The organism is Desulfonatronospira sp. MSAO_Bac3 (assembly GCF_003838035.1).
In the GTDB taxonomy this organism is placed as follows: domain Bacteria; phylum Desulfobacterota; class Desulfovibrionia; order Desulfovibrionales; family Desulfonatronovibrionaceae; genus Desulfonatronospira; species Desulfonatronospira thiodismutans.
This window is the reverse complement of record NZ_QYZY01000057.1, coordinates 45,052-59,693: the sequence shown is the minus strand read 5'-3', so window position 1 is coordinate 59,693 and position 14,642 is coordinate 45,052. Positions and strand designations below refer to the sequence as shown.

The 14,642-nt window shown below is 53.1% G+C and carries 11 protein-coding genes; 8 read left to right on the top strand and 3 right to left on the bottom strand.

What is annotated here, in order from left to right; all coding sequences use genetic code 11:
* Window positions 1–79: 79 nt before the first annotated feature.
* Both D5S03_RS02025 and D5S03_RS02020 read right to left on the bottom strand, forming a co-directional pair.
* Complete coding sequence (locus D5S03_RS02025) at window positions 80–1,051, bottom strand: bile acid:sodium symporter family protein (RefSeq protein WP_008871200.1); 972 nt, start codon at window positions 1,049–1,051, stop codon at window positions 80–82.
* 18 nt (window positions 1,052–1,069) lie between these two features.
* Window positions 1,070–1,456 (bottom strand): NfeD family protein, encoded by a 387-nt coding sequence (locus tag D5S03_RS02020; RefSeq protein ID WP_008871201.1) that lies wholly within the window; start codon window positions 1,454–1,456, stop codon window positions 1,070–1,072.
* Between the two features lie 368 nt (window positions 1,457–1,824).
* On the opposite strand from D5S03_RS02020, the gene D5S03_RS02015 reads away from it, so the two are divergent.
* The 8 genes from D5S03_RS02015 (at window position 1,825) to D5S03_RS01980 (ending at window position 13,746) form a co-directional block, all read left to right on the top strand.
* On the top strand, window positions 1,825–3,288 hold the full coding sequence (locus D5S03_RS02015) for a sensor histidine kinase (protein ID WP_008871202.1): 1,464 nt from the start codon (window positions 1,825–1,827) through the stop codon (window positions 3,286–3,288).
* 36 nt (window positions 3,289–3,324) lie between these two features.
* The gene (locus tag D5S03_RS02010) at window positions 3,325–4,722 is read left to right on the top strand and encodes a sigma-54-dependent transcriptional regulator (RefSeq protein ID WP_008871203.1); all 1,398 of its coding nucleotides are present in this window, start codon (window positions 3,325–3,327) and stop codon (window positions 4,720–4,722) included.
* Between the two features lie 233 nt (window positions 4,723–4,955).
* A complete protein-coding gene (locus D5S03_RS02005) occupies window positions 4,956–5,381 on the top strand; it encodes a DUF4168 domain-containing protein (protein WP_287042529.1) in 426 nt (141 codons plus the stop codon).
* A gap of 24 nt (window positions 5,382–5,405) precedes the next feature.
* Window positions 5,406–5,663 (top strand): hypothetical protein, encoded by a 258-nt coding sequence (locus tag D5S03_RS02000; protein WP_008871205.1) that lies wholly within the window; start codon window positions 5,406–5,408, stop codon window positions 5,661–5,663.
* A 257-nt stretch (window positions 5,664–5,920) separates the two neighbouring features.
* Entirely contained in the window at window positions 5,921–9,061 is a 3,141-nt protein-coding gene (locus D5S03_RS01995) for an MFS transporter (RefSeq protein ID WP_287042528.1), read from the top strand.
* Window positions 9,062–9,363: 302 nt separating this feature from the next.
* On the top strand, window positions 9,364–11,301 hold the full coding sequence (locus D5S03_RS01990) for an AsmA family protein (RefSeq protein ID WP_287042527.1): 1,938 nt from the start codon (window positions 9,364–9,366) through the stop codon (window positions 11,299–11,301).
* 138 nt (window positions 11,302–11,439) lie between these two features.
* Window positions 11,440–13,326 (top strand): flagellar assembly protein A, encoded by a 1,887-nt coding sequence (locus D5S03_RS01985; protein WP_287042526.1) that lies wholly within the window; start codon window positions 11,440–11,442, stop codon window positions 13,324–13,326.
* 69 nt (window positions 13,327–13,395) lie between these two features.
* A complete protein-coding gene (locus tag D5S03_RS01980) occupies window positions 13,396–13,746 on the top strand; it encodes a flagellar protein FlaG (protein ID WP_008871209.1) in 351 nt (116 codons plus the stop codon).
* Between the two features lie 487 nt (window positions 13,747–14,233).
* Here D5S03_RS01980 and D5S03_RS01975 read toward each other — a convergent pair whose 3' ends face one another.
* Window positions 14,234–14,494, bottom strand: coding sequence for a hypothetical protein (locus tag D5S03_RS01975; RefSeq protein ID WP_008871211.1), 261 nt, complete (start codon window positions 14,492–14,494; stop codon window positions 14,234–14,236).
* Window positions 14,495–14,642: the final 148 nt, after the last annotated feature.

Sequence of the window (14,642 nt, the reverse complement as noted above, 5' to 3'; positions counted from 1 at the left end):
GAATCAACCTCGCGCATCGCGTGGTCAGCGTGAACTAACTCTTTTTTTTACTGACATCTGACCTCTGAATTCTGCCCCATTACTTTCCGGCGGCGTTTATCTTAGTCACCAGCATCCCTCCCACCAGCAGCTGCAGGAGGTGATAAAACATAAGGGGCAGAAGAATCACCCCCAGACCGGAATGGCCTTCAAAGATAAGATTGGCCATGGGTACTCCCGCGGCCATGGTTTTCTGAGGAGCGCAGAAAAGGGCGGCCATGGCATTCTGGTGATCGAAACGGACAATTCTTATCCCCAGCACAACCAGACCCAGAACCAGGGCCAGGAAGACAACCGAACCTGCACCCGCTGTCAGTGCTGCTTTTGTGCCTTCCTCCTCCCAGATGCCGTCCTTCCATGAGTTACAGAATGCCGCGTAGACAATAAAAATAATGATCAGGCTGCTTGTCGTGGAAAAGGTTTTTTTCAGGGCGTCCGCCACCCGGTATACAAAGGGCCTTAACAACTGTCCCGCCACAAAAGGGGCAAGCAGTAGCAGGGAAATATCCAGCAGTAACTGCCCCAGGGGCAGGGCCACCCCGCCGGCCTGAAGCCAGACGCTGACCCACAAAGGCGTGATGAGTATTCCGGCCACGTTGGCCAGGCTGGAATTAAACACCGCCCCGGCGACATTGCCTTTGGTCATGAAGGTATAGGCTACCGAGGTTGCTATGGTGGTGGGCAGCACTGCCAGAAAAAAGAATCCTGTGCGCATATCCTGAGAAAGCACTGGATAAGTCACCAGTATCATCCCCAGTGCAGCCAGGGGAATAAGCACATATATAAAAGCCTGAACGAATATATGCAACCTCCACTGCATCAGTCCGTCCCTGATGGCGGCCATGGACAGAGTCAGGCCCTGGAAGAAAAATATAAGGACAACTCCCAGCCTGGTAGTGTTTTCGCTTTGAAGCACCCCTCCCCTGGCTCCGGGCTCAGGAAACAGCCAGGCCAGAAACACTGCCGTCACAAGGCCGACCATAAACCAGTTTTTTTTCAGCCAGTTCGCCACTGCTTGCCCCCTGCTTTATCAGTCATATTCATGGCACCTTTGTACGTGAAGCTTAAGCCCCCTGTGACCGGATACCCTGACCCAGGACCCGGCCTCTACAGGCTCGCCGTGGATACTTTTTGCGTTCCAGATCTCGCCTTTCAGTTTGACCTGACCCTCGGGGTCCAGGGTATTGACAACCCTGGCCCGCTCCCCGTGCAGCCTGGCCACCATGTCCGTGTGCCCGGGCTGCATGGCTCTCCTGAAAAAAGGGTAGAGTATCACGTCTTTGAACACCAGGATCGCCAGTACCAGCACCACGGTACTTACACTGATCCATTCCTGATCCCTTGCATGCATGAGAAGAATCAGGGCGATGAGAAATCCGGGCACCTGAAGTGCCACGTATCTGATTAAAGGTGTCAACAGAAAATGCTCTCTTTTGTATTTTTGTAATTATCAGTACCCTTCAATAAAAAACAGTTTCCACCAAAATCCCCCATTGTCAACAGCTGCTTGACCAAAGGCCGCTGACTCGGCATAAAGAATGCATTTTTGTCCTCCTGTCAATCGCCTCGCATAAAAAAAGACTTTCTACAGTCACATCTGGACAGCACCTGGAAAAATTTTATACCTTTTATTTCCAAACAACCACAACCTGCTCTTGGCTGACACCCAAACCTGCGACACCAGAACAAGATGTTTTTTTCTTCATCAACTAAGGTTGTCCTGCCGGGAAAAACAGGATACAAGTTGACACATGTGCAATTTTAGTCACGCAAGGTTAAGATAATATGTTTAAAAAAATAGCTTCCTTTTCCAGACTTTTCAGCCTGCGCCTGGCCCTGGTGGTCTACGTCGTTCTGCCCCTGGCATGCATTCTGGCCGTTACCGGCTACCTGGTCTTAAACGCTCTGGAAAGGCAGGTGGAACAGCAGATGCAAAACGACTTAGAACTGGTGGCCCGTTCCATCCAGCTGCCCTTAAGCCATGCTTTGGAACGCGACCGTGAGGGCAGCATGATCCAGGCCCTGGAGTCGGCCTTTGCCATCGGCAGGGTATACAGCGCAAACGTCTATGACAAGGACGGCCAGGAGATTGCTTCAGCCGGCAGAACAGACCCGGACCCGGAAAAGGACAAGCTGACGGAACTGGCCGCAGAAGGGGAAAGGCGCGGTGAATATGGCCACGTAGCGGGACGGGAGGTTTACTCCTATTTTGTTCCCCTTACAGACTCCGGCGGGCGTATAAGCGGACTGCTGCAGCTCACCCGGCGGGAAAGCGACTTCAAAGAGGACATAAGCGCCATCAGGACCAAGGGGGTTATGGGACTGGGAGTGGCTGTCTTTTTCATGAGCGCGCTGGTTTTATACGGCCACCACAAAGCCCTGGGAAAATACTTTACCCGTTTGACCCAGAGCATGTCCAGGGTCGCCGGGGGAGAGAGGAGGCATAGGTTCAAGCCCCAGGGCCCAAGGGAAATAGTGACCATTGGAGAACGTTTTAATTTTATGCTGGACAGCATAGAAAAAGCTGAAACCGAAATCAGGGAGCGCCGGCAGGCCCAGGAAGAGCTTCAGGCCAGGCTCAGGCAGGCTGAAAAACTGGCTGCACTGGGACAGCTTGCCGCCGGTGTGGCCCACGAACTGGGAACCCCTCTAAGCGTGGTCAGCGGAAAAGCCCAGAGAGCCCAGAGAAAAAAGGGGCTTCCCCCCGAGCTCAATGCAACCATGCAGGAAATCCGCCAGGAAGTGGAGCGCATGGAGAATATCATCAGGCAGCTTCTGGACTTCAGCCGGCGAAACGAACAGCAGAAAAGAAATGTCTCCATGAAACAGCTTGCCCGTTCCGCCCATGCTTCAGCGGAAGAAGAGGCCAGGAACACCGGTCATGAGCTATCCATCCAGGAGCCGGACAGGGAAATACACATCAAGGCCGACCCCACCCGCATAGAGCAGGCTCTGGTCAACCTTTTGAAAAACGCCCTGCAATCAAGTTCAAACGCCCTTGCCCGGATCTCCTGGGGAGAGGACAGCGGATGGGCCTGGTTTCAGGTGGACGACAACGGCCCCGGAATTTCGGAGGACATAAAGTCCAAACTGTTTGAGCCCTTTTTTACAACAAAAAGCGTGGGCATGGGGACAGGGCTCGGCCTTGCCGTGGTCCACGGCATCGCTGAAGAGCACAGCGGATATGTAGAGGTTGGGCAAAGCGATATGGGCGGAGCCATGTTTCGCATCTGGCTCCCTCTTTCTTAATCAAAAAACCGGGGAAGCCGGCCCAGGGAAAAGACCATGAACCAGGTTCAGATAAAGAACAGCAAATTGCTTATTGTTGAAGATGATAAGGGACTGGGGCAGCTTCTCACCGAAGAGGTCCAGGACAACGGCCTTGAAGCATTCTGGTGTTCCAGTGCTGAAGAGGCTCTTTCCATGATGAACTCCTGGAACCCGGACCTTGTGGTAAGCGACTTGAGGCTGCCCGGTATGGACGGACTTGAATTTCTCCAGAAAGTCCGGGACAACTTCCCGGATAATCAGCCCGATTTTCTTGTTATCACCGCATTCGGGACCATATCCAGAGCCGTGGAAACTCTCAAGGCAGGAGCCGAGGATTTTCTGACCAAACCCCTGGATCTGGATCACTTCATTCTTACTGTGGAGAGAGTGCTTCGAAACCGCGCCCTGCGCCTGGAAGTCAAGCAGATCAAAAGCCTGCTCAACTCCGACAGCTTTCATGACATGTATGGCCAGAGCAGGTGCATGCGCTTTCTTTTCGACCAGATAACCAGGGTGGCCCAGGCCGACGGTCCGGTGCTCATCCTGGGAGAGTCGGGTACAGGCAAGGAGCTTGTGGCCAGGGCCATCCACGGCGAAAGCAAAAGGGCTCAGAACCCGTTTCTGGCGGTCAACTGCGCCGGCATTCCCGAGCATCTCCTGGAAAGCGAATTCTTCGGACACAAGGCCGGCGCATTCACCGGGGCCAGCAAAACCAGGCAGGGACTCTTTGCCGAGGCCCACGGGGGCACCCTGCTTCTGGACGAGATCTCGGAAATGCCCCTCTTCATGCAGGCCAAACTGCTGCGCCTGCTGCAGGACGGCAAAGTGCGTCCCGTGGGGGGAAACCAGGAAGAGCAGGTGGATGTGCGTATCCTGGCCGCCACCCACAGGGACCTGGAAGAAGAGGTCCGCCATGGCCACTTCCGGGAAGACCTTTTCTACCGCCTGGAGACATTCACCCTGAGGATTCCTCCTTTAAGAGAGCGGGAAACAGACCTGGAACTCCTGGCTGAAAGACTCCTGCGCCGATTCTGCGTCCAGACGGGCAAAAAAATACAGGGGTTTTCACAACAGGCCCTGAACATCCTGGAAAAATATCATTTCCCGGGCAATGTACGCGAACTGCAGAATGCCGTGGAAAGAGCAGTAACTTTCTGCGACGGCAACGAAATTCTGCCCAGGCACCTGCCGGCGCGCATCCGGGACAACCAGTCCTCTTCCCAGGAAAGTCAGGCACATGTCTCTCAGCAGCTGTTCCAGGACCAGAACCTTCCCCCGTTATCCGAGGTGGAACAGCGCTACATCCAGCACGTGCTGGACAAAGTGGGGGGCAACAAGCGCAGGGCAGCATCAATTCTGGGCATAGGCAGGCGTACTCTCTACCGCAGGCTGGGAGAAGAGGTGAGCGGATAACGCCTGCACCCTGCACAAAACCGTCTCATGTGTCATATATACACATAAATTACCTGCATCCCTGGCACACTCAGCCCGGCCACGATCTGCAAAAAATCCTCTCAGCCATTGCCTGCAGCCTGCCTGCAAGCTCAATGCAAGACTGGCACACCACTTGCTTTAAATATTTTATGTGTTTCTTTGCTGCACAGGTAGTGCGGCACAACAATTAATTTATTTATTTGGAGGGTTGAATGTTTAGCACGAAAAGTTCAATTGTTCTCAGTCTGGCAGCAGCGGTAATGCTGATCCTCGGCTTCGGCCTGAACGTACAGGCCCAGCAGGAATACCAGCAGGAAGGCCAACAGCAGCAGTATCAGCAGGAAATGATGCAGCAGCAGCAGGCGCCTGACATTGATGTCAGCGATGCCGAACTGGACCAGGTTGCTGATGCCTACCAGGCAGTGACGGATGTGCGTGAGAGATTCCAGCAGGAACTGGGGGAAGTCTCTGATCCTGAAAGGGCTCAGGAACTGCAGCAGCAGGCTGGGGAAGAAATGGTAGAAGCTGTTGAAGCCCAGGGGTTGGATGTACAGACCTACAACCAGGTCATGGAAGCAGCCCAGGTGGATGAAGAACTCAGGAACCAGCTCCTGGAACGCCTTGAAGGAATGCAGTAATCGATTTTCAGGAGGTAACGGCAAATGTGGATTAAAGGAACGTTATTGACACTGGCTGCAGTACTGGTACTTGGTTTTTCCATGGGCTGCGAGCCAGAACAGGAAATGGACGCACCAGAAGGCTTTGAAGAACAGGCACCGCCTGAAGGCTACGATCAGCCTGCTCCCGAGGGCTACGGAGAACCAGCACCCGATGCCTACGAGCAGCCTGCACCCGAAGGGTATGAACAGCCCGAAGGCGAAGATCCCTACGGTGACCCGGGAGAAGAGCCCGGATTCTAAACAGTAACGAACAAAAATCGCTGACTTTTTTCAAAAGCGACATCAAGGCCCTCCAGCCAGCTGGAGGGCCTTTTTTTGCTGCAAAGCATATAAACGGACTATTTGCCGGTTTGCATCAGCGGCTGAAGCTTGACAACACACTGGAAATAATGATTGTGATTTGATTAGCAAAGTTGTTACAAAAAACATTTCAGTTTAAGAAAAAAATTTTATTAAGCAAGTCCACACCTGTTTTTTAGTTATTCCTTTTTTACGGCATGCAAAAAGAGATACAAGATATAACATCCCGGGACACATCCACACACAGTTGCCCCGACCAGGAAAACGTATCACCCCTTTTTTTTGATAAAAGCGACTACGATCTCCTGCGCATGGTCAATGATGTCTACACCCGCAAGACTTACCCCGAGCAGAAAAGACTGCTGACCCCACATCTGCACCCTCACGGCATCAAGGAAATGGCCGCCCCAAGGGCGCAGCGCATAGCCTATTCCGTGATTCAGCTCCTGGAATCCCTGGAAAGCGGGGAACGACAGGACAGGATAAGCGCCCTGGGCTCTTTGCGCGACGAGGTCCTTTATACTTCCCACGGACACATGCGCATAAACACCGCCAGGGTTCTGGTGGAAATAATGAAAAACCTGGTCCGCAGCCACGGCGACTGCAGACGACAGCTGGAGCTGGCCAGGGACTTTGCCATGGTCTCTCTGGGCAAACCCCGCAAGGTCCGCTCGGAACTGAAGAGATACCATCTCCTGGAGATGCCGGAAGAGTGGAACCAGGTGGCTTTTGACGAGCATGTCCACGATGTAAACACCACCGGCAGAAAATCACCCACACATCTTATTATGGACGCCTGGATCAAAGGCATCCGCAGGCTCACAGTTATCTATTACAACCATGTTCCCCGGGAAGCCGCCGAAGAACTGCTGCAAGCGGCTTCCATCATGGACATCAAGGTCATGGTGGGCATAGAATTCACCGTGAAGCTAAGAGACAAGCCCGTGCGCATGGTCTGGGTGCCCCGGGGCTTCAGTGACTCCGGAGGATTTATAGATTTTCTGCGCTCCCCGCGCATCCGCCAGTTCATGGATCAGGGCCGCGAAATATCCAGCCTGACCAGGTCCTATGTCCTGCGCCTGCTGCATTCCTTCAACCGCAATCATCTTCCGGCAATCAACCAGGAGATGGGGCTGAACCTGGCCCCTCTGGACGAAAACAGCTTTCTAAAATCCGTGGGGCAGGGGCAGGTTTCAGTACACCACCTGGGCAAATACATCCACGAACTTATCTCTGCAGAACTGGCGGCAAAAAATTGTTACAGCCGTCCCGGGCAAAGTCCGGATCCTTCCGGAGAAGCCGATGACATGGTCCAGGAACCGGACATCTACGATATCATCGAAAACTACCTGCGCACTTCCCAGAACCCTGACGTTCCGGACATATTCGAGACTGAAGATCCCCCCGAGCTTTTGACCCTGACCCCGGAAGAACTGGCGGAAAAACTAAAGAGCCTGCATGCCAATTCCAACATCACCCTCAACCTGTGCGACCTCAAGGTAGAGGACGTCATTGAAATCCTTTTCGACTGCAAGGGCATGATCACTCACCTGGAGATCCTGAACCTGAAAAACCAGGTCCTGGGCCGGGAACACGACAAGGAAAGGATCATAAACCTGCAGAATGCCATCAACGCCGGTAACGTCATCAAGCTGAAAAAATACCTGGGGCAGCTGGTGCGCGAAGCTGAAGAGCGCCAGAGCCTTGATTCCTCCAGGCGGGACAAGCTGGTGGAAATACTTTGCGATATATCCACTCTGCAGTCCTTTTATCAGAACCGTCCCCTCTACGGGTGCATCGGATCCGATTCCACCGGCCGTTCCGGTCGTGTTTACGGCATGGGCCTGATACTCTCGGAATCGCTTCCACGAAGCGCCCGCAGGCAGCTTGCGGGCGGGAGCAGGAATGACCACCAGAGACTGGACGTGGGCATAAAATCCCTGACTCAGGATACTTATATACCCAAGACCCGCTACAATTTTCTCTCAGCCGGGGTCTCCAGGGTTCTGAAGAAAATCCCGGCCCTGAACAGGCTGGAATACCAGAGAGTGCGCGAATGGATCGTGCAGGACTACTACAGCCTGTCCCCGGAAAAGAGTAATATTTTCACCCTGGGGGGGATACACTCCCCCGGGGAGGACGGTCCCGGCGGAAGGCACAATGAAACTAAAAGAACCAGAGGCCTGGCCTCTCTTAAGTATCTAAATACCCGCATCAAGATCGCCTCCAAGATAGGCATTGGATTTATCCCGGCTTTTCTCACTTTTCTGCTCACCCACGAGTGGTGGATTCTCATGTATTTCGGAGCCGTCATCTGGTTCGGCATCACCGGGGTTCGAAACGTAATCCAGTCTGTTCTGGGCTGCGGGGGAATCAACAGGCCTTCCTTAGCCAAGTGGAGCACTTTTGTCAGCTGGGACCGTTTTGCCGATTCCCTGATGTATACTGGTTTTTCGGTCCCGCTTCTGGATTTCATCCTCAAGACCCTCATCCTGGACCAGGGATTCGGGGCCACCGTGGCCACCCACCCGGTAATAGTCTATGCCACCATTTCCCTGGTAAACGGCATGTACCTTTCCACGCACAACTATTTCCGGGGGCTGCCCCGGGCCGCTGTCATCGGCAATTTTTTCAGGAGTCTGCTGGCCATTCCCCTGGCCCTGGTCTTCAACTGGGTAGCCGGGGGCATCCTGGCCTTTATGGGTGTGGCCGCCGTGGACCGCATCCTGCAGCAATGGGCCACCATCATCTCCAAGCTGGCCTCAGACACAGTGGCCGGCATCATCGAGGGATTTGCGGACAGGGCCCTGTATATCCGCCGCAGGATCATGGACTATCGGCGCAAACTGCAGCACCTTTTTGACACCTACGCCCAGCTGGAAATGCTTTTTCCCATGGACGACGTTCTGGACCTGCTGGAATCCACCCGGGAACTTATGCTTACCATTGAGTACGAAAAGCGGGACATGGTAAATATTATTATAGTCAACGCACTGGATTTGATGTACTTCTGGATGTATCAGCCCCGGGCCAAGGGGGTGCTCAAGCTGCTTCTAAGACAGATGACCCGTGAAGAGCGCAAGGTCTTCCTGCTGTCTCAGCATGTTCTTTTCAGGCAGAAAAGAATAAGCAGACTGCTGGTGGACGGACTGGTTGGAAAAAACTTTGCCCGGGCCCTGTCTTTTTACCTGGACCACTGGAGGGAATACTTAGAGGAGATAGAATACCAGGCCAACAAGTACCCCCCGGTTCAGGAAGACATGCACAAATATTCCATGCTGGAAAGCCTGTATCACCCTGCAGCAGGCAATATAAACCGTCCCCCGGATTACCATTGAAAAAAGCTCTGACCCGGGGAAAATACAGTGCTGCGGGCCACGTTGGGATTGCCAATTCAAGGAGTGTATTTTAATACTGTATTCAGGCTGTATGTAACTGTCCGCCCAGGCGGTATTTTTTGCGGCCCAAAATTTCCTGAAAGGCTCAAAAGCCCGGTCCGGCGGTTAATTTTTTGTAACCATTCAGGGGGTCCTCGGTGTTGATTACTGGCACAAGGCCTGGGTACTGTCCCCTGATTTCCTTAAAAAGCTGAACAGATACTCCTGACACCGACAAGTCATTAAAAGAGAGGTAATCAACCATGGCAAGAACAATCAAACTAACCCTGGCCATTGTGGGCATTCTTCTTTTCCTGATTATCCTGGCCATTATCATCCTGCCGCACATAGTTGATTTCAACAAGCACAAGCCCGAGGTAGAGGCAGGCATTTACAATGCCACAGGCTACGAGGTCTCCCTGGAGGGAGATATTGAGCTTTCTTTTCTCCCCTGGCTGGGCATAGATGTAGGAAAGGCCAGCGTGGCCAATCCACCGGATTTTGAAGACGAAAACCTGGGTTCGGTTGAAGCCCTGCAGATACGGCTCAAAGTATGGCCTCTGCTTCTGGGCCAGGTTCAGATGGACCGTGTGGTCCTCAAGGGTCTTAACCTGGACCTGGTAAAAGACGCCCAGGGCCGGCCCAACTGGATCGCTTCCAGGCCGGAGGAATCCAGAGAAGGCGTTATGCTTGGCTCTTCTCTTGCTTACGCAGGGGAAAACGAGCCTGCACAGCAGGATTCCGAAGACATTTTCATCCCGGCCCTGGACATCGCCGGGCTTGAAATCACCGACTCCAACATATCCTACAAAGATATGGGTACAGATGTTCACTTCCGTATTGAAGACCTCGACCTCCTTACAGAACGTATCAGGCAGGACGAGCCTTTTGATCTGCAGTCGGACATGAAATTCAAAAATTTCAGCCCGGAGCTGGATGGCAGAATCAGCCTCACCACACAGGCCCTGCTGCAGGGAGAAGAAAAATCCATCCGGCTTTCAGAGCTGGACATGGATCTGGATCTTTCCGGGGAACCTCTACATGAACCGGTAAAAGACGCCCGGATACGCGGGGACATTGTTTATGCCTTCGGGGCGAACAGCATGGAATTTTCAGAACTATCCATCCAGGCACTGGACGCCGATCTTAGCGGAAAAATAAGTGCCCGTGAACTGGACGCCGTCCCACAGATCAGAATCGACCTGGAGGGAGACAATCTGGACCTGGACCGCATCATGCCTCCACCGGAGGAAAACTCTGAGACGGGCAACAACCCCGGCAACAGCCCTAATTCAAATCCGGAAAATGACGATAAAAATAATATGGACCTGGGTTTTCTGCACGATCTCGCCCTGGAAGGGGAAATAAAGCTGACCAGTCTCAAGGCTTACCAGGCGGTAATCGACGAACTGAGCGCACAGATAACTTCGGGAAACGGGGAGATGGTCATATCTCCGCTCACGGCAAAACTTTACCAGGGCACTTTTGAGGGACTTCTTTCCCTGAAAGACGTGCAGGATGAAGCCCATATCGAGATGGACAGCTCCTTGAGGGATGTGCAGGTAAAACCTCTTCTGCAGGACGTGGCGGAAAAGGACTTTTTGTCCGGCACTGCCGAACTGGACAGTGAACTCAAGACCTTCGGAAAAAACACCGACCTGTTCCTGGAAAACCTTTTCGGCGAGGCACGGATTGAAGTACGCGACGGGACCATCCGGGGCATGGACCTGGACCACATGATCCGGGACGGCTTTGCTGCGGCCTTTGGCGAAGAAAGACCCAGCAGGGACGATGAAGAAACAACCAGGTTTTCCAGTTTCAAGGGCAGCTTTGATATAGCATCCGGCATCGCCTCCTCCCAGGATCTGGAGCTTGACTCTCCTGCCCTGGGCATGACCGGAGACATGCGCTTAGACCTTCCGGAGTCCTACCTGGAATCCCGGGCCAGAGTGACCCTTGCCGGTGCACTGAAAGAAGAAATCGAAGAAAGATATGCCCTTCCCCAGGCAGGAATACCCCTGCGCATCCGCGGCCCCTTTGACGACGTAAGTGTCGGCCTGGATATTGAGGATATAGTACGCGACCTCTTGCGGGAAAAGGGCGAAGGCCTGCTGCAGCAGTTGATGGACCAGATGGACCCTGAAAATGAGGAACAGGAAAACGGAGCAAGGGATATGCTGCAGCGTTTTCTGCCCAGATAAGATGCGTCTACAGAAAGTCTGCGGGAATGTATCTGGTCAACGCTTTACATGTGGCACGGGGACTGTCCCCTGCTTTCCTTAAAAGCGCTGTCTAAATAGATTCGAATATCTGCCACCTGCATCAGGGAGTGGTGAAGCATGACGGACAACAGGGACGGATCAGCCGGTTCTTCTGGCCTGGAACTTGTGGTTTCAGAAGACCGCATGAGTGTCAAAGTCAAAAACTATTCCCCACCTCCGGGAACCCAGTCAAATCTAAGCCTGGAGGACATCTATGCCGAACTGGCAAGACTCGACGTCCTGCTCAAACCCGATGAAGGCCTGCTGAACAATATACTGCTCAGGTCATGGTCCGGCTCGCCCATAAAAGACATGACCATCATGACCGGCATCATGCCCCGCAAAAAAGGGGCCAGCTTTTTCGAGCCCAGGGGCAATCTCTCACTGCCGGTGTTCAAGGGCACCCTGATAGGGGTCTATGCCAGGGCTGAACAGGACCAGTCGGGAAAAAACGTCTTTGGACGCCCTGTTCTTCCCCATAAGCTGGATCAGGAGTATTACCAGGAAATGGTTCTGGGTTCTGGCTGCAAACTGGACTCCAAGTCCGGCGGAGTTCTGGCCAAGGGTTACGGCCTGGTGCAGATGGATCCCGGAAAAATAGATGTAAAGCCCCTTTTTCGCATTGTCGGCGAGAAAAGCCGGATAGTCAGCATTATCTTCCCCAGGGACTATTATGAGCTGGAAATCCAGATTGAGCAGCTCCTCAAAGCCCTGACTGACATGAAAGTTGCGGAAAGCATGGTGGAACAAAACGCCATTGAGACAGCCCTGGAAAACGCTCACAAAACCCAGTCCCCCCAGATAGCCGTGGTTGCCAGGGGAACTCCGGCAAAGCACGGCCGCAACGGTTACTTTGAGCTGGCCTCTTCACTGCAGCAGGAAGAAGTTGACGATTCCGACGTCACCCGCAGGGTTGATTACCGGGAGCGAAGCGTCTACCGCTCTGTTGCAGAAGGAACCGTCCTGGGCAGGATCCACCAGGCAACCCCGGGGCGCGATGGACAGGACGTGTTCGGCAACGTGATACCCGGCAGAGACGGCAAGGAATGCCCTCTGGGGCCGGGAGAAAATGTCCGCCTGGACCCCTCCACCGGAGAACTCGTGGCCGAATCGGCAGGCCTGGTCCTTTTTCAGGAAAAGCAGGTCTCTGTTCTGGACTTTTTGCAGGTCAACGGTGATGTGGCTCTGTCCACCGGCAACATCAAGCTGAACAAGGGCTCTCTGGAAGTCATGGGCACCGTCAGGGACACCTTCTCTGTGCGCTGTCCGGAACACCTGATTGTGCATAAAAACATTGAGGACGCCCAGGTCCTTGCCGGGGGCAACATCGAGGTCCAGGGCGGAGTGGTCATGAAAGGCTCCGGATACATCAAGGTCAAGGGCAGCCTTCGCTGCAAGTTTGCCGAAAACGCCAATATCATGGCCGTGGGCCAGGTCTCCTTTGCCAACAACCTTACCAACTGTACAGTTGTCTGCAAGGACAGGGTGGTTTCCCAGGGAAAAGGCAAGGTCATGGGCGGTAAGATCACTGCTGAAAAGGGCATGGAGGTCCGGGAACTGGGTTCCAGCTACGGTGTCAGGACAGAGGTGAACATAGGCCTGGTTCCGGAAGAGCTGCAGAGCCTTCTTGACCAGAAAAAAGAGCTGAAAAAACACAAGGACGAGATAAACAAAAAAATCTCTTCCTTTGACCTGAAAAAGTCCACCCCGGAACAGAAAAAAGTCATCAAGGAAATCATGAACGTCTATTCCACCATCCAGGAAAGGCTTCTGGAAACAGAAAGGCAGCTGGAGGAAAAAAGGGAGGAATTCAAAAAAAGCACCAGCCTGGTGCTCAAGGTCACGGACACAGTTTACCCGGGCACGGTTATCACCATATCCGGCAAGACAGTGCAGGTACAAAAAGAGCAAAAGGCCTGCAAATTCTATTACGACCCTGTTGAAGACCGGGTCGCCTGGAGTTGACCGGATTTTCCCGGCTAAAGTTTTCGGCCTTCTGTCCGATATATAAAATAAGCATAAAGGAGGCCGGCAATGAAGATAACCAATTTTGACATAAATCCCCTGGCAGCCCCAACTCTCAAGACCGGAGGGGCCCAACCCAAAAGCGCCGAAGAAACAAAAACCATTGTTCACCCTCAGACTTCGGCCCAGGATCTGGACGAGGACAAGATCCTGGGAGCAGCCAACTCCATCAAGGAATACATGAGTTCCATGGGGGTCAAGCTGAATTTCCAGTTTCAGGGTGAAGGCGAGAGCATCCAGGTGGAGGTGCTGGATCCGACAAGCGACAAAATCATCCGCAAGATACCTTCTGATGAGATCCTGAGCCTGGCCGAATCCATAGAGGATATGCTCGGAGTACTGGTAAACAAGGAGGCTTAAGACCGGCCAGAAAGTCCTGTTAAAGCAGGCCCCAGCTTCACCCCCTGCCAGGGACCGGGCCTGCCGGTTTTTTTAGCGCTGACACCTTTTTCGCAAAACCTGCAAAACCCTCAAGGCTATAACAGCCTGGAAAAAACAAAAAAAGCCAGAACTCCCGCTCCCAGCGGGATATACAGGTACAGTCACGGGGTGCAGCTCTCCCCGCCCTTCCAGGCCAGAAGCCCAAGCACAGCCCCGCCCACCAGAACAGCCAGCAGCACGCTAACAGTCACAGACATATATGCTCACCTCCTTGTGTTTTCAATGCATGTTCACATGCACCCTACACCCAGCCATCCAGAACATCAAACTTCGCAAAAAGAGGCGTGGTCCGTGGAGGACCACGCCTCTTTCTCTCTTGTTCTGTAGCCATTCAGCCTGTCTGACTAAAAAGGAACCTGTGAATCAGGAACCCGGCAGTACGGTGCCGGCCAGGGACGCGGGATGTTCAGGAAACAAGGGAAAATATAAGAAACCCTGCCACCAGGACTGCCCCGATGATCCCACAGACCATAAGCAGCTTGCCCAGTTCGGGGGATTCCTCTGTCCTTGAAACTTCTACGGTTTCGCCGGTATTTTTATCCTTGAGTTGCACAGTCTGATTGTCTTCATACATCTGACGCTCGCTGTCAGACAAGTCATCAGGGATATTCATCTGCTTGTAGTCTACCACCCTTGCATCACCATTTTCTGTTTTGTTTGAAGCCATAAAACCTCCAGGTTATAATGTTGGACAAAAACATAGATGCCTCAATCGGGCTTTCGCCCGAAAATCATATCTTCAAGAACAACCTGGGCTGTCCATACTTTTATTAAGCAAATCCTTTTTGCAACCAATTTTTTGCCATGTATATCAA